Annotated in this window: 20 protein-coding genes; 10 read left to right on the forward strand and 10 right to left on the reverse strand. The window is 73.6% G+C overall.

Translation table 11 applies throughout. The annotated features are described in order from the left end of the window. Positions 1 to 21: 21 nt before the first annotated feature. A complete protein-coding gene (locus EV284_RS27675; RefSeq protein ID WP_130338857.1) occupies positions 22 to 690 on the forward strand; it encodes a pyridoxal 5'-phosphate synthase in 669 nt (222 codons plus the stop codon). Positions 691 to 696: 6 nt separating this feature from the next. Here EV284_RS27675 and EV284_RS27680 read toward each other — a convergent pair whose 3' ends face one another. Then, a complete protein-coding gene (locus EV284_RS27680; protein WP_130338859.1) occupies positions 697 to 1,563 on the reverse strand; it encodes a GNAT family N-acetyltransferase in 867 nt (288 codons plus the stop codon). A 166-nt stretch (positions 1,564 to 1,729) separates the two neighbouring features. Between EV284_RS27680 and EV284_RS27685 the strand changes: the two genes are divergently transcribed. Further along, positions 1,730 to 2,908, forward strand: a complete 1,179-nt coding sequence (locus EV284_RS27685) for an NAD(P)/FAD-dependent oxidoreductase (protein WP_130338861.1) — start codon at positions 1,730 to 1,732, stop codon at positions 2,906 to 2,908. Between the two features lie 9 nt (positions 2,909 to 2,917). Here the strand turns inward: EV284_RS27685 and EV284_RS27690 are convergent, their stop codons facing one another. Beyond that, complete coding sequence (locus EV284_RS27690) at positions 2,918 to 4,213, reverse strand: MFS transporter (protein ID WP_130338863.1); 1,296 nt, start codon at positions 4,211 to 4,213, stop codon at positions 2,918 to 2,920. A gap of 71 nt (positions 4,214 to 4,284) precedes the next feature. On the opposite strand from EV284_RS27690, the gene EV284_RS27695 reads away from it, so the two are divergent. Next, positions 4,285 to 5,304 carry a helix-turn-helix domain-containing protein gene (locus EV284_RS27695; RefSeq protein ID WP_130338865.1) on the forward strand — a complete coding sequence of 340 codons (1,020 nt, stop codon included), beginning with the start codon at positions 4,285 to 4,287 and terminating at the stop codon, positions 5,302 to 5,304. A gap of 256 nt (positions 5,305 to 5,560) precedes the next feature. Here the strand turns inward: EV284_RS27695 and EV284_RS27700 are convergent, their stop codons facing one another. Both EV284_RS27700 and EV284_RS27710 read right to left on the reverse strand, forming a co-directional pair. Further along, entirely contained in the window at positions 5,561 to 6,055 is a 495-nt protein-coding gene (locus EV284_RS27700; RefSeq protein ID WP_130339330.1) for an ATP-binding protein, read from the reverse strand. 500 nt (positions 6,056 to 6,555) lie between these two features. Then, on the reverse strand, positions 6,556 to 6,936 hold the full coding sequence (locus EV284_RS27710; RefSeq protein ID WP_130338867.1) for an STAS domain-containing protein: 381 nt from the start codon (positions 6,934 to 6,936) through the stop codon (positions 6,556 to 6,558). Positions 6,937 to 7,274: 338 nt separating this feature from the next. Between EV284_RS27710 and EV284_RS27715 the strand changes: the two genes are divergently transcribed. Together EV284_RS27715 and EV284_RS27720 are read left to right on the forward strand one after the other, a co-directional pair. Next, positions 7,275 to 7,847: a sigma factor gene (locus EV284_RS27715; RefSeq protein ID WP_130338869.1), complete on the forward strand. Its 573-nt coding sequence runs from the start codon at positions 7,275 to 7,277 to the stop codon at positions 7,845 to 7,847. Continuing rightward, positions 7,844 to 9,034, forward strand: coding sequence for a maleylpyruvate isomerase N-terminal domain-containing protein (locus tag EV284_RS27720; protein ID WP_130338871.1), 1,191 nt, complete (start codon positions 7,844 to 7,846; stop codon positions 9,032 to 9,034). The genes EV284_RS27715 and EV284_RS27720 overlap by 4 nt, the downstream gene beginning before the upstream one ends. 98 nt (positions 9,035 to 9,132) lie before the next feature. Here EV284_RS27720 and purU read toward each other — a convergent pair whose 3' ends face one another. Continuing rightward, a complete protein-coding gene (gene purU / locus EV284_RS27725; RefSeq protein WP_130338873.1) occupies positions 9,133 to 10,026 on the reverse strand; it encodes a formyltetrahydrofolate deformylase in 894 nt (297 codons plus the stop codon). Positions 10,027 to 10,096: 70 nt separating this feature from the next. Beyond that, positions 10,097 to 10,597, reverse strand: coding sequence for a hypothetical protein (locus tag EV284_RS27730; protein ID WP_130338875.1), 501 nt, complete (start codon positions 10,595 to 10,597; stop codon positions 10,097 to 10,099). 117 nt (positions 10,598 to 10,714) lie between these two features. On the opposite strand from EV284_RS27730, the gene EV284_RS27740 reads away from it, so the two are divergent. Beyond that, positions 10,715 to 12,034: an ABC transporter substrate-binding protein gene (locus EV284_RS27740; RefSeq protein WP_165425664.1), complete on the forward strand. Its 1,320-nt coding sequence runs from the start codon at positions 10,715 to 10,717 to the stop codon at positions 12,032 to 12,034. A gap of 15 nt (positions 12,035 to 12,049) precedes the next feature. Here EV284_RS27740 and EV284_RS27745 read toward each other — a convergent pair whose 3' ends face one another. Then, positions 12,050 to 13,537, reverse strand: a complete 1,488-nt coding sequence (locus tag EV284_RS27745) for a hypothetical protein (RefSeq protein WP_130338879.1) — start codon at positions 13,535 to 13,537, stop codon at positions 12,050 to 12,052. Positions 13,538 to 13,664: 127 nt separating this feature from the next. After that, a complete protein-coding gene (locus tag EV284_RS27750) occupies positions 13,665 to 15,050 on the reverse strand; it encodes a transcriptional regulator (RefSeq protein WP_130338881.1) in 1,386 nt (461 codons plus the stop codon). Positions 15,051 to 15,332: 282 nt separating this feature from the next. Here EV284_RS27750 and EV284_RS27755 point away from each other — a divergent pair, with 282 nt between their 5' ends. From EV284_RS27755 to EV284_RS27765, 3 genes are all read left to right on the forward strand, one after another. Further along, a complete protein-coding gene (locus EV284_RS27755) occupies positions 15,333 to 15,986 on the forward strand; it encodes a bifunctional DNA primase/polymerase (protein WP_130338883.1) in 654 nt (217 codons plus the stop codon). 89 nt (positions 15,987 to 16,075) lie between these two features. Continuing rightward, positions 16,076 to 16,852, forward strand: coding sequence for an ABC transporter ATP-binding protein (locus tag EV284_RS27760; protein ID WP_130338885.1), 777 nt, complete (start codon positions 16,076 to 16,078; stop codon positions 16,850 to 16,852). Then, entirely contained in the window at positions 16,849 to 18,447 is a 1,599-nt protein-coding gene (locus tag EV284_RS27765; protein WP_130338887.1) for a transporter, read from the forward strand. The genes EV284_RS27760 and EV284_RS27765 overlap by 4 nt, the downstream gene beginning before the upstream one ends. Before the next feature lie 73 nt (positions 18,448 to 18,520). On the opposite strand, the gene EV284_RS27770 is transcribed toward EV284_RS27765, so the two are convergent. Both EV284_RS27770 and EV284_RS27775 read right to left on the reverse strand, forming a co-directional pair. Further along, on the reverse strand, positions 18,521 to 19,381 hold the full coding sequence (locus EV284_RS27770) for an alpha/beta hydrolase (RefSeq protein ID WP_130338889.1): 861 nt from the start codon (positions 19,379 to 19,381) through the stop codon (positions 18,521 to 18,523). A 324-nt stretch (positions 19,382 to 19,705) separates the two neighbouring features. Continuing rightward, positions 19,706 to 20,398 (reverse strand): metal-dependent transcriptional regulator, encoded by a 693-nt coding sequence (locus tag EV284_RS27775; RefSeq protein WP_086689846.1) that lies wholly within the window; start codon positions 20,396 to 20,398, stop codon positions 19,706 to 19,708. 214 nt (positions 20,399 to 20,612) lie between these two features. On the opposite strand from EV284_RS27775, the gene EV284_RS27780 reads away from it, so the two are divergent. Continuing rightward, a complete protein-coding gene (locus EV284_RS27780; protein ID WP_130338891.1) occupies positions 20,613 to 21,368 on the forward strand; it encodes an SIS domain-containing protein in 756 nt (251 codons plus the stop codon). Positions 21,369 to 21,375: the final 7 nt, after the last annotated feature.

Below are 21,375 nucleotides of genomic sequence, written 5' to 3' on the forward strand. Positions count from 1 at the left end.
CCGGGGACGGATACTCGGCGCATGGCACACGACGAACTCGACGGACTGCTGCGCTCCCTGAAGGTCTGGTCCCCGGACACCACCGAGCTGCGGCCCTTCGACCCGGACACCGCTCCCCCGACCCCGCTGCCCCTGTTCACCGCCTGGCTGGCGGACGCGGCGCGGGCGGGCCAGCCCGAGCCGCACGCCATGTCCCTGGCGACGGTGGACGAGGAGGGCCGTCCGGACGTACGCGTCCTGCTGCTGCACGGCGCCGACGCCGACGGCTGGACCTTCGGCACCCACTCCACCAGCCGCAAGGGCCGCGACCTGATCGCCCACCCGTACGCCGCCCTGGCCTTCTACTGGCCGGCGCTGGGCCGCCAGGTCCGCGTCCGCGGCCCGGTCACCGCCGCCCCCGCCGAGGCCGCCCAGGCCGACCTCCAGGCCCGCTCCACCGGCGCCCTCGCCGCCGCCCTCACCGGCCGGCAGAGCGAGGACCTGGCCTCCCTGGACGACCTGCGCCAGGCCTCCGAGGCCGCCTGGTCCCACGCCCGCGAGCACCCCACCGCCCCGGCCCCCACCTGGACCCTCTACCGCCTCCACCCCCGCTCGGTCGAGTTCTTCCAGGGCGACCCCGACCGCCGCCACGTCCGTCTGGAGTACCGGCGCACCGAGTTCGGCTGGGAGCGGCGCCTGCTGTGGCCGTGAGGACCGTCAGCCGGCCGGAGCCGCGAACGTCCAGGTGGCGAAGTCCGCGACGGGGCGGTAGCCGAGCCGCTGGTAGAGCCGGTTGGAGACCGGGTTGGCCAGGTCGGTGAAGAGCAGCACCTCGGCCCCCGTCGCCGCCGCCCGCGCGCTCACCTCGGCGGTGACCGCGCCCGCGTAGCCGTGGCCGCGCAGGGCGGCCGGGGTGTAGACGGGGGCCACCCGGATCTGCCCGCCGCTCTCCGGCAGCTGCCCGGCGAGGGAGACGGGGGTGCCGTCCGGGGTCTCCCAGAGGGTGGCCCCGCCGTGCGCCACGCGGGAGTCGGCCCACTGGGCGGGGTCCTGGACGACCTGCCCACCGGTGTCCGCCGCGAACTCCGTGTACCAGCGCGCCAGCAGCTCCCGGTCGGCCGCTTCCGCCACTCGGGCACGGCCCGGCGGGACGCGGTCGGGCTGGACCGGCTCGGCCAGTCTGTAGAGCCGTTGCCGCTCGGTCTGTCCAGCGGTCGCCCCGGTGCACCGCTGCCAGGCGGTGGCGAAGGCGGTCGCGGTCTCCCGCTCCGCCCAGACGCCGGGGACCTGGTGGCCCGCCTTCGCGAGCCGGTCGGCCAGCGCGGCCGCGTCCGGCGCGTCGACCGGGGTCAGCTGGACCGGGCGCGGCGGGGTGTGCAGCAGGGTCGCCCGGACAGGGCCGCCCGCACCGCGGAGCACGCCGAAGAGGGACGGTTCCGCGCCGTAGGTGAACGGCCGCGTACGCAGCGCCTCGGCGACCGTGAGTGTGACCGTGTGCAGAGCCGGCCTGGAGCGCAGGAAGTCACCCGCGGTGTGCAGGAATTCGTCGAGGTTGTCGGTCAACTGCCAGTCAGAGGACTCCATGTGCTCATCCTCGGCCCCCGACTCCTCCACACGCGTGGGGATTTCGTTCGCGGCGTGGGTGTTCCGGTGTGTTCTGTCCGCATGCCGTACACAGCCGTGATCAATCCGCAACCGATTCCGGTCTTGACCGAGACCCATCAATCGGGTGGGTGAATACGCTCGCGCTATGGCCGACTCGCGTCCCTCGTTCACGGACCTCTCCGCGACCCCCGCCGACCGTCCCGTCTATGTCGTCGGGGCGGGTCCGGGCGGGCTGGCGGTCGCGTACGCCCTGCGGGCGCGCGGGGTGCGGGCGGTGGTGCTGGAGAAGAGCGACCGGGTGGGGGCGTCCTGGCGGCGGCACTACGACCGGCTCCGGCTGCACACCACCCGGCGGCTGTCGGCACTGCCGGGCCTCGCGATACCGCGCAGGTTCGGACGGTGGGTGGCGCGGGACGACGTGGTCCGGTACCTGGAGAAGTACGCGGAGCACCATGAGCTGGAGATCGTCACCGGTGTCGAGGTGTTCCGGGTGGAGAAGGCCGCGGACGGCGCGGGCTGGCTGCTGCACGCCTCCGGCGGCCGTGAGCTGACCGGTGCCGCCGTGGTGGTCGCCACCGGCCACAACCACACCCCGCGCCTGCCGGAGTGGCCCGGCGCGGAGGGGTACGAGGGCGAGCTGCTGCACGCCTCGTCCTACCGCAACCCCAAGCCCTACGAGGGCCGGGACGTGCTCGTGGTCGGGATCGGCAACACCGGGGCGGAGATCGCCGTCGACCTGGCGGCGGGCGGGGCCTCGCGGGTGCGGCTGGCGGTACGGACGGCGCCGCACATCGTGCGCCGTTCCACGGCCGGCTGGGCGGCCCAGTACACCGGGATCGTGGTGCGGCGGCTGCCGGTGCGGCTGGTGGACCGGCTCGCCCGGCCCATGGCCCGCCTCAGCACCCCGGACCTCTCCGAGCACGGCCTGCCGCGTCCGGAGACCGGGCTGTACAGCAGGGTCCGGCAGGGCGCGATCCCCGTGCAGGACGTCGGCCTGATCGACGCCGTGCGCACCGGCGAGGTGGAGGTCGTCGCCGCCGTCGAGGGGTTCGAGGACGGCAAGGTGGCCCTCGCCGACGGCACCCGGATCGCGCCGGACGCGGTGATCGCGGCGACCGGGTACAGCAGGGGTCTGGACTCCCTCGTGGGTCACCTGGGCGTGCTGGACGAGCGCGGCCGACCCACCGTCCACGGCGCCCGCACCCCGAAGGACGCCCCCGGCCTGTACTTCACCGGGTTCACCAACCCCATCAGCGGCATGTTCCGCGAGCTGGCGATCGACGCGGAGAAGATCGCCAAGTCGGTGGCCCGGCGCCTGCGTTAGGCACCCCGTTCAGGCGACCGCCACGACCGGGGGCCGGCGCCGGATCACCAGCGACATCAGCGCCGCCGCCGCGCACAGCGACCCGGACGCGTACCAGACCATGTCGTAGCTGCCGAAGACGTCGCGGGCGAAGCCGCCGAGCCAGGCGATGACGGCCGCGCCGACCTGGTGCGAGGCCAGCACCCAGCCGAACACGATCGCGCTGTCCTCCCCGAACCGCTCCCGGCACAGCGCCAGGGTGGGCGGGACGGTGGCGACCCAGTCCAGGCCGTAGAAGACGATGAAGAAGAGCATCGGCGCGTGCACGGCGGGCCCGAGCAGCATCGGCAGGAACAGCAGCGAGACGCCGCGCAGCGCGTAGTAGACGGCGAGCAGCCGCCGGGAGTCGAAGCGGTCGGTGAACCAGCCGGAGGCTATGGTGCCGAGCACGTCGAACACCCCGATCACCGCCAGCAGCGAGGCCGCCGCCGGCACCGGCATGCCGTGGTCGTGGGCGGCGGGCACGAAGTGGGTCTGGATCAGCCCGTTGGTGGACGCCCCGCAGATGGCGAAGCTGCCCGCGAGCAGCCAGAACTGCCCCGTCCGCACGGCGGAGGCCAGCACGGTGAGCGCGCGCCGCGCGGCCCCGGTCACCGGCGGCGGCTTGGGCACGAACTCCGTGGCGCCGTACGGCTTCAGACCCACGTCGGCCGGGTGGTCGCGCAGCAGCAGCCAGACGAACGGCACGACGGCGAGGGCGGCCAGCGCGACCGTGACGGCGGCCGGGCGCCAGTGGTGGTGCTCGACGATCCAGGACAGCAGCGGCAGGAAGATGAGCTGGCCGGAGGCGGACGCGGCGGTCAGGATGCCGGTGACCAGCCCGCGCCGGGACGTGAACCAGCGCCCGGTGACGGTCGCGGCGAACGCCAGCGCCATCGACCCCGAGCCCAGTCCGACGAACAGGCCCCAGCAGAGCATGAGTTGCCAGGGGGCCGTCATCCACACGGTCAGGCCGGCGCCGAGCGCGATCACGGTCAGCGCGAGGGCGACGACCCGGCGGATGCCGAACCGGTCCATCAGCGCGGCGGCGAACGGCGCGGTGAGCCCGTAGAGCGCGAGGTTGATGGAGACGGCCGCGCCGATGGTGCCGCGCGACCAGCCGAACTCCGCGTGCAGCGGGTCGATCAGCAGGCCGGGCAGCGACCGGAAGGCGGCCGCCCCGATGATCGTGACGAAGGTGACGGCGGCGACGAACCAGGCGCGGTGCACACGCCTGCGGCGCGGCGCGTCCTGGACGGGGGCGGGAGCGGGACGGGTCTGGGTCACACGCACCAGAGTCCCGGCACCGGCTGGACGCAGCGAGTGGCCCGAAGGACAGTGTTCGCTAGGATCGGGCCATGACCGCTGAGATGCCGCCGGCGGACGGCGACTTCCGTCCGCACCGCGTCGCCGTCCTGGCCCTGGACGGGCTGATCCCCTTCGAACTCGGCATCCCCCACCGCGTCTTCGGCCGCCTTGCCGACGCCCGGGGCAGGCCGCTGTACGAGGTGGTGACCTGCTCGGTCCGGCCACCCGGCCCGGTCGAGACCGCCGCCGACTTCGCGGTGGACGTGGCCCACGGCCCCGAGGCACTGGCGGCGGCGGACACGGTGATCGTCCCGGCGTCCTTCGAGCTCGGTCCGGTCTTCGAGGAAGGACGGCTCACCCCCGAACTCGCCTCCGCCCTGGCCCGCGTCCGCCCCGGCACCCGTTTCGCCTCGATCTGCGTCGGGGTGTACGTCCTCGCCGCCGCCGGCCTGCTGGACGGACGCCCGGCGACCACCCACTGGGCCCACGCCGACCACTTCCAGGAGCTGTTCCCCGAGGTCCGGGTGGACGCCGACGTGCTGTTCATCGACGACGGCGACGTGCTCACCTCGGCGGGGGTCGCGGCCGGGATCGACCTGTGCCTGCACCTGGTGCGCCGCGACCACGGCACGGCGGTCGCCAACGACGTGGCCCGCCGCATGGTCGTACCCCCGCACCGCGACGGCGGCCAGGCGCAGTACATACACCGCCCGCTGCCCGAACCGCAGGTGGCCACCACCACGGCCGCCCGCGCCTGGGCGCTCGGCCGGCTGCACGAACCGCTCCAGCTGCGGGACCTCGCCGAGCGGGAGGCGATGTCGGTACGCACCTTCACCCGGCGCTTCCGCGAGGAGGTCGGGGTGAGTCCGGGGCAGTGGCTCACCGCGCAACGGGTCGAGCTGGCGCGGCAGTTGCTGGAGTCGACGGACCTCTCGGTCGACCAGGTCGCACGGGACGCGGGGTTCGGCACGGCACAGTCGATGCGCCAGCATCTCCAGCAGGCGCTGGGTGTGACGCCGACGGCCTACCGGCGCACCTTCCGCTCGGGGGCGGCCGCCGGGGCGGGATGAGCGCGGGTGGCGGACCGGCCGGCGGCGCGTCCCCCCTTGCCCCCGTCACCACCGGCCGGCGCGACCCACACTCGACGAGGACTCACCCCCGCATGCCCTCGCCGTCCCCTCGCGGCGAATCGCCGTCCCCAAGCCTCCGCAACGCGCGTACCACCCGTCAACACCGGTACGACGATTCATGCCCTATGCCCACTTCACGCCGGGCGCGCACGGAAGCACACCCGGCGCACGCCCCCCGCGGGACGGGCGAACTCGGCTAGAACGCTTCGGAGAGAAGGTCCTCGTAGGCCGCCGGCTGGACCCCGTACGCCGGGGCCGCGCCCTCACGGGGCTGGGAGCAGCGGTCCAGTTCGCACCAGATGCTCTTGCCCGCGCCCTCGGGGCTCCAGCCCCAGCGGTCGGCGAGGCAGTCGACGAGGGCCAGGCCCCGGCCGCCGGTGGCCTCGCGCCCGGCACAGCGCGGTACGGGCGCGCGCGAGCTGGCGTCGGCCACCTCCAGCCGCACCGTCACCGAGGCCGCGGACTCCGCACCGGCGGGCGCCACGGACGGGGGGCCGCCGGGCAGCGACAGCCGCAGCAGCGCCGGCCGGCCGGTGTGCACCACCGCGTTGGTCACCAGCTCGGAGACGAGCAGGATCAGCGTCTCGGCCAGCGGCTCGTCCGCCGCTATGCCCAGCCCGGCGAGCCGCGACCGCGCCCACTTCCTCGCCCGCCCCACCTCTTCGGGGTCGGGCCGGATCTCCAGCGTCACTTGAAGCACCTGCACCGCTCACACCATCCGAACCGGCGGACACATGACCGCACGACGACCCGCCGCCGCGGCGCGAACCGCGACGAAACGCACGACGAGGGCCACGATCGTAGCCATTTTCTGCATGGCCAGAACAACGGCCAGAGCAAGCGTTACGGAACGTGATTCCCTTACGAGACAGCATGGTTGACGTACAGTCACCCCAACAAGCGCTTCGGGCATATTCCCGCGCGAAGGAGTACTCGTGCGGCATACTGTGCGACGCACTCGCCGGGGAGTCGAACAGGCGGCACGCGGGGCCCTGCCGCTGGCACTCGCGGTCGCGGTCACTCGCATTCGACCCAAGGTACCCGAGGGGGCGTCCGACTCCGGGCCGTGACGAGTCACAGTCGGAGTACGGGAATCATCTCCACGCTGCGTGACCCGTTCTCGCCACGATCCGCGACATCCATGGCCATGAATCGTGGCACCGAAGGCGCTCACCTCGGCCGTGCCGGCGCTCAGGCCGACAGCGATCCCGCCTCGTCGGCGGTGGCGGACTCGACGTCCGGGCGCACGTCGAAGAGGCGGCGCACCCCGAGCGCGCCGAGGACGCGGTTCACGTGCGAGCCGTCCTCCGCGCCCCGGTCGGGCAGGATCAGCCGCAGCCTGCCCTGGCAGGAGCGGATCAGCCGGCGGGCCGCGATGAGCACGCCGACCCCGCTGGAGTCGCAGAAGAAGACCTCGGAGAGATCGAGGACCAGGCTGTGGTTCCCCTCGGCGACCACGTCGTGCACCCGCTGCCGCAGCACGGGCGAGGTCACCAGGTCCAGTTCGCCGGCCACCTGGAGCACGGCCCACTCGCCCCGTTCGGTGCCGGTCACTTCGAAAGCCACGGCCACACCTCTCCGCTCGGCGGATCTTGCGGAACCACCCGGAAATGGAAGCAGTTCCTTCGGTTCTTTCCGCGCGGCTGCCCAGCGGCCGTTTCCCTGAAACACGGAACCGCAAACCGCGGAGGGATCGACTAAGGGCTTGTTTCGGTCACTGTCGATCGGGTTCGATCGTACTTCGATCGGAGATGGGCTTGAGATAAGTGAAGGCGGTGTGAAGAGACCCCTACCACCTGCGGCGCTGCCGGGGGCGCGCATTGACACAAAGGGGCGTGCACCGTCGGACATGCCGACTACATTCGAGGGGACGCCGGGCACACCCTGGACACGGCGAGGGGAGGAACCGCATGCCGGCCAAGGACGTACCGCCCCGCTGGGACCGGACGATGCAGCAGCGGCTCGCGCGCGGTGAGGCCGCCGCGCTGGGCGAACTCTACGACCGGTTCGCCTCCCTGGTGCAGGGCCTCGCGCACCGCGTGCTGGGCGACGACACGGCCGCCGCCGCCGTCACCCGCGAGGTCTTCGCCCATGTCTGGGAGCACCCCGACACCTACGACCACCGGCAGGGACCGCTGCGCACCTGGATCGCCGCCACGACCCAGCGGCTGGCCGTCCAGAAGCTGCGCGAGACCGAGACGGCCGCGCTCGGCGGCGACTCCCCGGCGGAACTGGCCGCCCTGGAGAGCCGGGTGCGGCACGCCTCCGTCGCCGCCCGCGCCGACTACATCGTCCACTCCATGCCGCACCCGCTGCGGGCCGCGCTGGAGCTGGCCTACTTCCAGCGGCGCGACTACCGCCAGGCCGCCACCGACCTCGGCGTCACCGAGGACGAGGCGCGCCGCCGGCTCCGCCTCGGCCTGCAACTGCTCTCCACCGCCCACGACACCGTGGCGCCGCCGGGACTCGGGGGTGCCCGATGACCGACCCGCACCGCTTCACGGCGCCGGACGGACCCGCGGAGGGCGCGGCCGAGCGCGTGCCCCCGCCCCGCTCCCCCGCCGGACCCGAACGGCTCGACCTCCCGCACGAGGTGCTGCGTTCCCTGCTCGGCGCCTGGGCGCTGGCCGCCTGCTCGACGGCGGAGACGGAGGCGGTGGAGGAGCACCTCGGCGAGTGCGGGGCGTGCGCCGACGAGGCGCGCCGCCTGCGCGAGGCGGTCGGCCTGCTGCACCGCCCGGAGAGCCTGGAGGTCGACCCCACCCTGCGCGGCCGGGTCCTGGAGAACTGCCTGCGCCGCCGCCCGCCGCGCATCCCGGTCCCCGACTGGGCGGCCTCCTACGACGCGGAGACCGCCCGCCTCGACGCGCTGCTGCGGGACTTCGGCGACGCCGAGTGGCACACGCCGGTGCGGCTGCGCTGGTTCGAGTCGGGCGTGCCGGCGACCCGCCGGACGACGGTCGCCGGGGTGATCGCGCACCTGCTGTCGGTCGACGGGATGGTGGCGACCGCGCTCGGGCTGGAGGACCCGCTGACCGACGCCGTCGCCCGGGCGGAGCCGGACGTACGGGGCGCGGCCGGGCCGGCGGGGCGGACCGAGGCGTTCTGGCGTGCCTCGCACTTCCCGCAGACCCGCGCGGTGCGCGCCCGCTGGCGCGACCAGAGCCACCAGCTGCTGCGCACCGTGTCCTTCACCGGCGGCGCGGGCGGATTCCCGGTGAGCTACGGCGACTTCACGCTGCCCCTGCGGGACGCGATGGTGGACCGCGCCTTCGAGTGCTGGGTGCACGCGGACGACATCGCCAAGGCGGTGGACTACCCGTACGACCCGCCCGCTCCGCGGCACTTGAGCCGCATGATCGAACTGGCGGCCCGCATGCTCCCGTTGGCGGTGGCCGCCCACCGGGGCACCTCCCCGCCCGCCGTCCCCGGCCGCAGCCTCCGTCTGGAGATCGAGGGCGCCGCAGGCGGCCAGTGGCTGATCCCCCTGGACTCCTCATCCGACCCCACCCCCGAACACGAGGTGGCCCACGTGGCCTTGGACGGGGTCGAGTTCTGCCGCCTGGCGGCGGGCCACCTGACCCCGGAGGAGACGACGGCGGGCCAGAGGGGCGACAGGGAGGCGATCAGAGACGTACTCACGGCGACAGCGTCCCTGAGCCGCATGTAGGGCACCTCTGAGACGCCGGTGAACCCATGCCCGCCTCAGGGACGCGGGCACCTGCGCGACACGCCACGACGCACCCGCACCCGCACCCGCCACATCGCCTAAGCGAAGACGACGGTCCGGCGCCCGTTGAGAAGAATGCGCCGCTCGGCATGCCACTTGACCGCCCGGGCCAGCGCCTGGCACTCCACGTCCCGCCCGATGGCCACCAGCTGGTCGGGCCGCAGCTCGTGCCCCACCCGCTCGACCTCCTGCTCGATGATCGGCCCCTCGTCGAGATCCGCGGTGACGTAGTGCGCGGTGGCCCCGATCAGCTTGACCCCCCGCTCATGAGCCTGGTGGTACGGCTTCGCACCCTTGAAGCTGGGCAGGAACGAGTGGTGGATGTTGATGATCCGCCCGCTGAGCGCCTTGCAGAGGTCGTCCGAGAGCACCTGCATGTACCGCGCGAGAACCACCAGCTCGACCCCCTCCTCCCGGACCAGCTCCAGCAGCCGCGCCTCCGCCTGCGCCTTGGTGTCCCGCGTCACCGGGATGTGGTGGAAGGGGATGTTGTACGACCCCACCAGTTCCGCGAAGTCCGTGTGGTTGGACACCACGGCCGCGATCTCCACCGGCAGCGCCCCGGTGCCGGCCCGGAACAGCAGGTCGTTCAGGCAGTGCCCGAACTTGCTGACCATCAGCACGATCCGCATCTTCTGGTCGCCCCGGCTGATCTGCCAGTCCATGTGGAAGGAGTCACCGATCGCGGCGAAGCTCGCCCGCAGCTTCTCCAGCGTGACGTGGGCCTCCGCCGAGAAGTGGACGCGCATGAAGAACAGGCCCGTGTCGTGGTCGCCGAACTGCTGGCTGTCCTCGATGTTGCAGCCGGTCATGAAGAGGTAGCTCGACACGGCGTGCACGATGCCCTTTTTGTCCGGGCAGGAGAGGGTGAGGACGTACTGGTCCGCCAGGGTGTCGGCCGTGGCGGCGGCTCGGCTGGGCTGCTCGTTCATGCACTACACGATCTCACGCCGGGCAGCCCGGCCGGGGCCCGTGTCCGTCAGCCGGACGCCGGACGGGCGCTCAGAGGGCGGTGGTCAGGACGCGCAGCGCCTCCAGGCTGCGCGGGACCGCCGACGGGTCGTCGCCGTCGCCGGCGGCGAGCCGCAGATGGGCGTCCCGGGCGGCCCGTACCGCCTCCGGCCACTGCGGGTGCTCCAGATAGGCGGCGACCGGGGCGTCCGGGCCGACCTGGTGCATGATCCGCAGCACCCGCAGCACGGCGGTGTCCACCAGCGCGGCCTCCTGCGAGTCCCGGAAGATGGTGCCGACGTATTTCTCGGCCGACCAGTTGTCCAGCCAGGTGTCCTCCACCAGCCGGTAGACCGCGTCGGTGACGTCCCCGTACCCCTCCACGCCCGCGAGCCAGACGTCGCGCTGGAAGGCCGGGTCGGAGAGCATGTGCAGCGCGGAGCGCACGTTGCTGCGCCAGCGCCACCACGGCATGTCGTTAAGCGGCATGCCGCCCATGGTGGAGGAGCGACGGCCGCGACGGGAAGAGTTCTCCGAACCTTGCACGGTCATCGATCGTACGTTCCGCACGACATCGGCCACATCCGCCCCCGGTGTTCACCCTCGTGTCACCCAACGTCGACCGGGCGTCACTCCCCGGTTGACGATGTGCGGGAATCGTGGCGGCCCATGACCGGCAGGCGACACACCCCTGACAGCTCACCCTCCTCACCCCGGCCTCGGCGGGCCGCCCGGTACACGGGCGCGCTGGCCCTGTGCGCCGTGCTGACCGTCGGCTGCGGGACCGTACCCGGCACGGGCGGCGGCGCCGGGGACGGCACCGTCAGAGTGATGACCTGGGCGCCGCAGAACACCGCCGCCACCAACAAGCCGGGCATGCCCGCGATGGCCCGCGCGTACGCGAAGTGGCTCAACAAGCAGGGCGGGGTCGGCGGCCGCACGCTCACCGTGCTGACCTGCAACGAGCACAACGACAGCGTGGGCGCCGCCAAGTGCGCCCGCCGCGCGGCGGCCGAGAACGTGGTCGCGGTCGTCGGCTCCTACAGCCAGTTCGGGGACTCCTTCCTCGCCCCGCTGGAGAGCGCGGGCATCCCCTACATCGGCGGCTACGGCGTCACCAGCGACGAGTTCACCGGCCCGTACTCCTACCCGGTCAACGGCGGCCAGCCCGCGCTGCTGGCGGGCCTCGGACAGGCGCTCGCGGCCACGTGCGGCCCCGTCGCGCTGGTACGGCCGGACAGCATCGCCGGGGACCAGCTGCCCGCGCTGCTCGACTCGGGCCTGAAGGCGGGCGGCCACCGGGCGGCCAGCGACGAGCTCGCCGCCGAGGACGCCACCGAGTACGGCGACCAGGCCGAGCGGGCGCTGCGCGGCGCCACCGCCGACCCGGCGCGCAAGGGATGCGTGGTGCCCGCGCTCGGCGACCGCACCGACACCTTCATGGACTCCTTCCGCCGCGTCCGCGCCGACCACGCACCGGTGCGCACGGCGACCGTGCTGGGCAGCGTCGACCAGACGGAGATCAACGCGACCGGCGGCGCCTCGGGGCCGTACGAGGGGGCGTACATCACGGGCTGGTACCCGGTGGCGTCCGATCCGCGCTGGAACCCGATGAAGCAGGTGATCAGCGAGGAGGCGTTCGGCGACAACAGCATCGACCCGGCCGACGCCGGGGTGCAGACCACCTGGATCGCCTACACCGTGCTGGGGGCCGCGCTGGAGCGGATCGGCGACGGCGACGTGACCCCGGACACCGTGCGCCACACCCTGGACGGCGGCCTGAAGGTGTCCACCGGCGGGCTGACCCCGACCCTGCACTGGCCGGACGAGACCCGGCTCTCGGCGGTCGGCTTCCCGCGCCTGGTCAACGCCGACGTCACCCTCCAGGTGGTGCGGGAGGGCAGGCTGACCGCCGTCCGGCCGGGCGGCACGGGGGCCGCCGCGGGCGGCGACATGACGCGGACGCTGGAGAGCGCGGACGTGGGCTGACCCGCCGCCCGGACCTCAGAGCTGGGTCGGCTGGCGGGTGCTGAGCCCGTACTTGGTGGCGATGGCGTTCCAGAGCTGGGCCGCCTTCGTCTTCTGGGCGCTGGCGGTTCCGCTCTGGGCGTTGCCGGCCCGGGTCTGGTCGGTCGTGCGGGCGTGGCCCTTGGCGCAGACCTTCTTGCTCTTGGCCTGCCGCGCCCAGGCCGCGTAGTGGTTGTCGGCGGCGGCCGACGCCTGCCAGGCGGCGGTCAGTGCCGCGTTCAGCTCGGCGTTGTTCGGCAGCTTGTCCACCGACAGCTTGCCGAGCCGGGTGACCAGGTCGGCGCGCTGCTTGGCGGCTCCGCGCAGGTCGGCGGCGGCCTGGTCGAGGTCCTGGCACTGCCGGATGCGCTCGACCGACTGGATCACGGTGGAACGGCTGCTGCCGCTGTCGGCGAGCAGCTTGTCCAGCTCGGCCGCCTGCGGCTGGGCCGGATCGGCGGCCGACGCGGACGGCGAGGGCTTCTCGCTGGCCGGGGTGGAGGAGGCGACCGGCCGGTTGTCGTCGCCGTCGTCACCGCCCCCGCTGAGCAGGGCGCCCGCGCCGATGCCGAGGACGACGATGCCGACGCCGACGGCCGCGATCAACGGCAGCCGCGAACCCGTGCGGCCGCCGCCGCGCCGTCCGCCGTCGTCGTCGTGGTCCATCGGCGGCCGGTAGGCGGGCTGGGCCGAGACCACGGGCGCCGGCGGCCGCGGGTCCGGGGCCGGGACGCGCGGCATCTGCTGGGTCGAGCCCTGGGCGGCGTCGCCGCCGTAGGGGGTGCCCCGGAAGAGGTTGTCGAACTCGGCGGGCGGCTGCCGGTCGGCGCCGGCCTGGTAGGGCGGGATGTACTGGGTGGCCGCCTCGTGCGCCGACTGCTGCGGATAGCCCTGACGGCCGTCGTTCCCGGTGGCCTCCGGCGGCAGCGCGCCCGACGCCACCGGGGGTATGTACTGCGTCGCGGCCTGGTCGGCGCCGCCGGAGGGGACCGGCGGGAGGTACTGGGTCGCGCCCTCGGGCCCCTGGCCCGGGCCGACCGGCGGCATGAACTGGGTGGCCGCCTCGTCCATCGGCGGCAGCGGCGCGGAGTGCTGCGGATAGCCGTCGTCGCCGTACCCCTGGTGCTGCTGGGGGTAGGGCTGCGCGCCGCCGTAGCCCTGCGCGTCGTACGTGGGGCCCTCGGGCGGCATCGGACCGGGGCCGGACGGCTGCTGGGGCTGCCACTCCTGCGCGGCGGCCGGGGGCCAGCCCTGGCCCTGCTCGTGCTGCTGATGCTGCTGATGCTGCTGGTGGTGCTGCTGGTGCTGGGGCTGCTGCTGGTCCTGGCCGGGGCCCCAGGAGCCGCCCCAGGGCTGGCCGCCCGGGGGTGTCGCGGGTGTCCCCGTCATGCCCGGCAGCAGGGGCTCCCCTCCGTCGGAGGGCAGCACGATGCCTTCGTGCGCGGGTCGCGCCGAGGGCTCATCGCCCTGTCCACTCTGCGTCACCGGGACTCCTACGATTGAAGGACGTTCGGAATCGTCGGCTCACGCTACCGGGTCCGCGGAGCCCGGTGCCACGCAGCTCAGCGCCCGAGTGCCCTTTCCCACAAGGGCACTCGGGCGCACCGACTGTTCAGGCGGCCTGCCGGACGTCGAGTCGTGCCCCGAACTCCCGTACCACCGCCTCGTCCCGGAAGGGCTGCAGCCGCTGCTGGAGGTCCTCCAGGTACTCGGTGCCGCGCTCGGAGCGGAGCGTCTCCAGCAGCTCCACCGCCTTCATGCCGGTGCCGCACGCCTGCTCGATCTCGCGCTGCTGCACCTGGGCCGTGGCGAGGAGCACATAGCCGATGGCCCGGCGCCGGGCCCGCGAGACGGGGTGCCGCTCCAGCGCCTGCCGGGCGTATCTCGCGGCGGCCTCGGCCTGCCCGAGGTCACGGTGGCAGTGCGCCAACTCGTCGGCGAGATAAGCCTCGTCGAAGTGGGCGATCCACACCGGGTCGTCGCCGTCGGAGGCGTCCGCCCGCTCCAGCGCCGCGATGGCCCGCCCCGCTGACGCCTGTGCGGCGCGCACATCGCCCAGTACGGCGTGCCCGCGCGCCTCGGCCGCGTGGAACATCGACTCGGCGCGCGGTGTGACCCGGCCCCGGGCGCCCTCCTGCGCGGCGCGCGCCAGCTGGGCGATCTCGCGCGGGTTTCCGAGTTCGGCGGCGAGGTGGCTCATGGAGGCGGCCAGTACATAGCCGCCGTACCCCCGGTCCCCGGCCGCCTGCGCCAGGCGCAGCGACTGGATGTAGTACCGCTGGGCCAGGCCCGGTTGGCCGGTGTCGACCGCCATGTACCCGGCCAGCTCGGTCAACCGGGCCACGGCGGCGAAGAGGTCGCGGCCGACCGCCTCCCGGTAGGAGCCCGCGAGCAGGCCGGAGACCACGCTGTTGAGGTAGTGCACGACGACCGGGCGCACATGCCCGCTGCCGTACTGGTGGTCGAGGTCGACCAGCGCCTGGGTCATCGAGCGCACGGCCGCCACGTCGGCCTGGCCCACGCGCGGGCCCGCCTGCCGGGCCACCTGGGCGTCCGGCGCCGAGATCAGCCAGTCCCGGCTGGGCTCGACCAGCGCGGAGGCGGCGACCGAGGAGCCGGTCAGGAAGTCCCGCCGCCCCACGTCGCTGCGCCACAGCTCGCAGACCTGCTCGATGGCCCCGAGGACCGTCGGCGAGAACTGCAGGCCCACGCCGGAGGCGAGGTTCTTGCCGTTGGCCATGCCGATCTCGTCGATCGTGACCGTACGGCCGAGCTTGCGGCCGAGCGCCTCCGCGATGATCGCCGGGGCGCGTCCGCGCGGCTGCTGCCCGCGCAGCCAGCGGGCCACGGAGGTCTTGTCGTAGCGCAGGTCGAGTCCGTGCTCGGCGCCGCACATGTTGACGCGCCGGGCCAGCCCCGCGTTCGAGCACCCCGCTTCCTGGATGAGTGCCTGCAGCCGTTCGTTCGGCTGCCTCGCCACTAGCGGCCTCGCGGCCATGCGCTACCCCCTGCGAACCCCTGGAGCGTGAAGATCACTGGTCGTTCCGGTCTGCACATCACTTCCCAGTCGACATAGCGTCAATGCGCGACATGTGCGGTTTGCCGGGGTAAAGCCGTCTCCCCCGCGCGCCCCGTGCCCCTCCTGGCTACCCGCGCCGCCCGTCCGCCTCTCCCGCGCGCCCCCGCCCGTGCTCCCATGCGCCCCGGCGACCGGGCCGGTGTGCCGCCCCGGCGCACGGCCCGGCCGTAACCCCGGGTGGACGCGGCAGTTGAGTGGGACGTGGACGAGACGACCGCGGGCCCCGAGGCGGCCCGGATTCCGCGCCCGCGCGGGGGCACGCTGCTGGAGACCGCCGTCGCGTACGCCGAGGAGCGGCACTGGGAGGTGCTGGCGGGCAGTTGGCTGGTGGACGCGGGCGGCGTGCGGTACTGCTCCTGCGGCGACACCGCCTGTCCCGCGCCCGGCGCGCATCCCACGCGCCCCGACTGGGCGACGCGCGCGACCGGCAGCCCGGCTGTCGTCCGGGAGATGTGGCGGGAGCAGCCCTCGGCGTCGATCCTGCTGCCGACCGGCCGCACCTTCGACGCGCTGTCCGTGCCGGAGAGCGCCGGTTTCCTGGCGCTGGCCCGGATGCGGCGCATGGATCTGAACCTCGGCCCGGTGACCCTCACCCCGGACCGGCGCATGCAGTTCCTCGTGCTGCCGGGCGGCGCGGCGAAGGCGCCGGAGCTGGTGCGGCAGATCGGCTGGGCGGCGGCCGCGCGCGATCTGGCCGCGCTGGGCGAGGGGCGGTACCTGGCGGCGCCGCCGACCCGGATCGGTTCGCGGGGCGCGGTGCAGTGGGCGTGCCGTCCGACGCCGGCCAACCGGTGGCTGCCGGACGCGGAGGAGCTGGTCCCGGCGCTGGCGTACGCCTGCAACCAGGATTGCTGAGCGATACCCGGACTGGCGGGCGATACCCGGACTTCGCGGTTCCGCCGCACGGGTGCCCCGGCGAGGGGCGTCACCGTAGGGTTTCCGTCATGACGGAGGCAGCGGTACGGGTACGGGGACTCTGGAAGCAGTTCGGGCAGCATGTCGCGGTGGGCGGCATCGACCTCGACCTGCCGGCCGGGAAGTTCATCGGGCTGGTCGGCCCGAACGGAGCGGGCAAGACCACCACCCTGTCGATGGTCACCGGTCTGCTCCGGCCCGATCAGGGGTCCGTCGAGATCGTCGGGCACGACGTGTGGCGGGACCCGGTGGCGGTGAAGTCCCGGATCGGGGTGCTGCCGGAGGGACTGCGGCTGTTCGAGCGGTTGTCGGGGCGCGAACTCCTGGCCTACAGCGGGCGGTTGAGGGGGCTGCCGGGTGTCGAGGTGGACAAGCGCGCCACCCAGTTGCTGGACGTGCTGGACCTCGCCGGGTCGCAGCACAAGCTCGTCGTCGACTACTCCACCGGCATGCGCAAGAAGATCGGGCTCGCCGCGGCCCTGCTGCACAACCCCGAAGTGCTGTTCCTGGACGAACCGTTCGAGGGTGTCGACCCGGTCTCCGCGCAGACCATCCGGGGCGTGCTGGAGCGGTACACGGCGTCGGGGGCGACCGTGGTGTTCTCCTCGCACGTGATGGAGCTGGTGGAGTCGCTGTGCGACTGGGTCGCGGTGCTGGCCGCCGGGCGCATCCGGGCGACCGGGACGCTGGCGGAGGTGCGCGGGGAGCACCCGACCCTGCAGAGCGCGTTCCTGGAGCTGGTGGGCGCGAGCGGGCGGGACGCCGGGTCCGATCTGGACTGGCTCGGCGGCGGGGCGGTCCGATGACGAGCGCGACGCCCGCCTCCGCGACCTCGGTACTGGTCCGGCTGAAGCTGTCCCTGCTGCGCAACGGGCTGCGCCAGTCCACGGGCCGGCGCGCCGCGTTCGTCGCCTCGGCGGTGCTCACCCTGGTCTTCGCGCTACTGCAACTGCTGGGCTTCGTCGCCCTGCGCTTCCAGTCCCACCCGGAGTCCGTCGCCGTGCCCGGGGTGGCGGTGCTGGCGCTGGGCTGGGCGGTGATGCCGCTGTTCTTCCCCGGGGGCGACGAGACCCTCGACCCGACCCGGCTGGTCATGCTCCCGCTGCGGCCCCGGACGCTGGTCCGGGGGCTGCTCGCGGCCTCGCTGGTCGGCATCGGCCCGGTGTTCACCCTGCTGGTGCTGGCGGGCTGCGGGCTGGCGCTGGCACACGGCGCGGGCTGGGCCTTCGCGGTCGTGGGGGTCGCCCTGGCGCTGCTGACCTGCGTGGCGCTGGCGCGGGCGGTCGCCGCGGCCAACGTTCGCCTGCTGACCAGCCGCAAGGGCCGCGACCTTGCCGTGCTGAGCGGGCTGGTCATCGCCATCGGCGCCCAGCTCGTCAACTTCGGTGCCCAGCGACTCGGTTCGGGGGGACTCGGCCAACTCCGGCCGGTGGCCGACGTGCTGGCCTGGGTTCCGCCCGCCTCCGCGCTGGGCGCGGTCCGCTCGGCGAGCGAGGGGGCGTACGGGGTGGCGCTGGCCCGACTCGCCCTGTGCGCGCTGCTTCTGGTGGTGCTGATCGGGGCGTGGGCGCGGAGTCTGACCCGGCTGATGACCTCGCCGGACGGTTCCACGCTCCAGGCGGCCGACGACGGTGGCCGGGACCGCGCCTCGGCGGGGCTCGCCCGGCTGCTGCCGGCCGGGCGCACGGGGGCGGTGATGGAGCGGACGCTGCGCTACATCTGGCGCGATCCGAAGACCAAGGCGGCGTGGGTGACCTCGCTGGCGATCGGGCTGATCGTGCCGGTGTTCAACGCCGTCCAGGGCACCGGGTCGCTGTACTTCGCGTGCTTCGCCTCCGGGATGCTCGGCATCCAGATGTACAACCAGTTCGGGCAGGACACCTCCGCGTTCTGGATGGTGGCGATGACCGTCTCCTCCCCGCGCGACGCCTACGCCGAGCTGCGCGGGCGGGCGCTGGCCCTGCTGCTGATCACGCTGCCGTACGCCACCCTCGTCACCGTGGTCACCACCGCGCTGCTGGGCGACTGGTCCCGCCTCCCCGAGGTGCTGGGCCTCTCCCTGGCCCTGCTCGGCGCCATGCTCGCCACCGGCGCCTGGACCTCGGCCCGCTTCCCCTACTCGATACCGCAGGAGGGCCACAAGAACGTCGCCCCCGGCCAGGCGGGCCTCGCCTGGATCTCCATCTTCGGCGGCATGGTCGCCTCGGCCCTGCTCTGCTCCCCGGTGATCGCGGCGACGATCTGGCTGAACATCACCGACGGAGGCGCCCGGTGGTCCTGGCTCCTCCTCCCCGTGGGCGCCGCCTACGGAGCCACCCTGGCCCTGACCGGCCTCCGCCTGGCCGCACCGCGCACGGCCGCCCGGCTCCCGGAGATCCTGGTCGCGGTCAGCAAGGGCTAGTCGGCGCCGCTCCGGCGGAGGGGAGCTCCTGAAGGCGGGCGAGCTCCTCCGCCGGCCGGATCAGGGCTGCCCGTCAGGGTGTCCCCACGTCGCTCAGGAACTGCTCCAGCACCCCCTGCCAGGCCGCCGGCTGGTCGTAGTGGGGGACGTGCCCCGCGTCGGGGATCTCGGCGTAGTGGCCGTCCGGGAGGACGCGGACCATCTCCTGGGCCTCGGCCCGGCCGAGTTCGCCGTCGAGGCCGCGGACCACGAGGGTGGGGCAGCGGACCTGGGTGAGTTCGTCCCAGTGGGCGTCGTGGACCCAGCTCTCGCGGGTGCGGAGCATGCGGTCGGGGTCGAAGAGGGGGCGCCAGCCGTCGGCGGACTCGTGCATGACCTCGGCGTAGAAGGCGCCGCGCGCGGGGTCGGGACGTTCGAGGCGGGGGTCGTCCTCGGCGAACCAGCGCCTGACGTCGGCGAGGGTGGCGAACGGCAGCGGCCAGGAGCGGAACCAGTCGGCCCACTCGGTCTGCGAGGCGGCGCCCAGCGCGGAGGCCCGCATGTCGCAGATGACCAGGCCGCGCACCAGCTCCGGACGGCGGGCGGCCAACTGCCAGGCGGTGAGCGCGCCCATCGCGTGGCCGACGAGCACCGCGGGGGCGAGGGCGAGCTGCTCCAGCGCGGCCTCGGCGTCCTCGACGTAGGCCTCCCGGGTGCAGGCTTCCACGGGCGGCTGGGCGCTCTGCCCGTGCCCGCGCTGGTCGAGCGCGACCGCGCGGTACCGCCCGGCGAGCCCGCGCGCGGTGGACGCCCAGTGCGCGGCGCGCCCCATGAGCCCGTGGAGGAGGAGGACGCCCCGCGCGCCGGGCCCGGTCCCCTCCTTGGGCGGGTCCGCGAACTCCCACGCGGCCAGCCGCACCCCGCCCGCCCCTGTGACCTCGATACGTCGTGCCATAGACCTGGCACCCCCCAGCTCCGCCTGCTTCGTACCGTTGTACCGCCGCTGTCGCTGCCGTGTGTCGTCGTGTGTCGCCTGGTTGCCGCCGTCGCAGATTATCGAAAGCTCATTCGACACGGGCGTTCGCTCCGCCAACACCCCTCGTTCGAGTGACACCGGAAGAGGAATGATCGCCACCGCCGAGGGGATCTTCTCTGGCGTGGGGGGCGGACCGCTCGGGGAAAAACGGTCCGGAGGGACTGACCCTGGGAGCTCGGGGCTCCGGGTCGGTACCGGGGAGGTGAGGTCCCGGCGCCGCGGCGGCGCCGGGACCTCTCGCGTTCAGCGCTTGGCGACGAAGACGTGGGAGGCGACGTCGGAGGCCAGCTCCGCCGCCTCGCCACCGCTGCCCACCAGCACGCCACCCGCCGACTCGGTCACGCTCACCACCGAGCCGGGCTGCACACCCGCCCGCCGCAGCGTGTACATGAGCTGGGCGTCGGTCTGGATCGGCTCCCCGATCCGCCGCACCACGACCGTCTTGCCGTCCGAGCCAGGGTCCAGCTCCGCGAGCGAGACCATGCCCTCGTCCAGGAACGGGTCGGCGCCGTCCTTCTCGCCCAGTTCCTCCAGGCCCGGGATCGGGTTGCCGTAGGGCGACTCGGTGGGGTGGCGCAGCAGCTCCAGCACGCGGCGCTCCACCGCCTCGCTCATCACGTGCTCCCAGCGGCACGCCTCCGCGTGCACCTGCTCCCACTCCAGCCCGATCACGTCCACGAGCAGGCACTCGGCGAGCCGGTGCTTGCGCATCACGCGGGTGGCCAGTCTGCGGCCCTCGTCGGTCAGCTCGAGATGACGGTCGCTGGCCACGGACACCAGTCCGTCCCGCTCCATGCGGGCCACCGTCTGACTGACGGTCGGCCCGCTCTGGTCGAGCCGTTCCGCGATGCGGGCGCGCATGGGGACGACGCCTTCCTCTTCCAGTTCGAGGATGGTGCGGAGATACATCTCCGTGGTGTCGATCAGTCCGGACATACGTGCCCCTCGATTACTTTGCCGAAAAGCTCACCGCTCCCGGCGCGTGCGCTGGCCCAGAATCAATTCTGCCGGATGGCACCGCCAATCGTGCCGCGCCGGGGAAACAGCGGTATCCGGCCGCGCTTCGGCCGGGAAGCGCGGGCCATATTGACACCGCGCTGGTCCGGACCGCACGGTGATCCGCGACATCGAGGCGCGAAGGGGCATCCGCATGAGCGACGGCACGCCGGCCGACCGGTTCCTGGACGCGGCCATCGGCCTGCTGCGGCGGGTGCGCGAGGAGGAGGCGGAGGCCGTCGCCGCCGCCGGGACCCTGCTCGCGGACACGGTCGAGTCGGGCGGACGGCTCTTCGCCTTCGGCGCCGGACACTCCTCGCTCCCCGCGCAGGACGTCGTCTATCGCGCGGGCGGACTCGCCCTGATGAACCTGCTCGCCGTGCCGGGCGTGGTCGGCGTCGACGTCAGCCCGGCCGTCCTCGGCTCCGCCCTGGAGCGGGTCGACGGCCTCGCCACCGCCGTGCTGGACAGCTCGCCGCTGCGCGAGGGTGACGCCCTGGTGATCATCTCCCTGTCCGGCCGCAACGCCCTGCCGGTGGAGATGGCCCAGCACGCGCGCGCCCTGGGCATCAAGGTCATCGGTGTCACCTCGGTGGCCTACGCCACCGGGACCTCCTCCCGGCACCGCTCGGGCACGTTCCTGAAGGACCACTGCGACGTCGTGCTGGACTCCAAGATCGCGGTGGGGGACGCCGAGCTGAGCCTCGACACCGTTGCGGCGCCCTTCGCTCCCGCCTCCACGGTGGTCACCTCGGCCCTGATGCAGTCCGTGGTCGCGACGGCGGCGGCCACTCTGGCCGACCGGGGCGTGGAGCCCCCGCTGCTGCGCTCGGGGAACGTGGACGGCGGGCACGACTGGAACGCCCGGATCATGGAGAAGTACGGCGACCGGATCTACTACCACCACTAGGGGGTGT

Origin of the sequence: Streptomyces sp. BK022, from assembly GCF_004217355.1 — a bacterium.
In the GTDB taxonomy this organism is placed as follows: domain Bacteria; phylum Actinomycetota; class Actinomycetes; order Streptomycetales; family Streptomycetaceae; genus Streptomyces; species Streptomyces griseoluteus.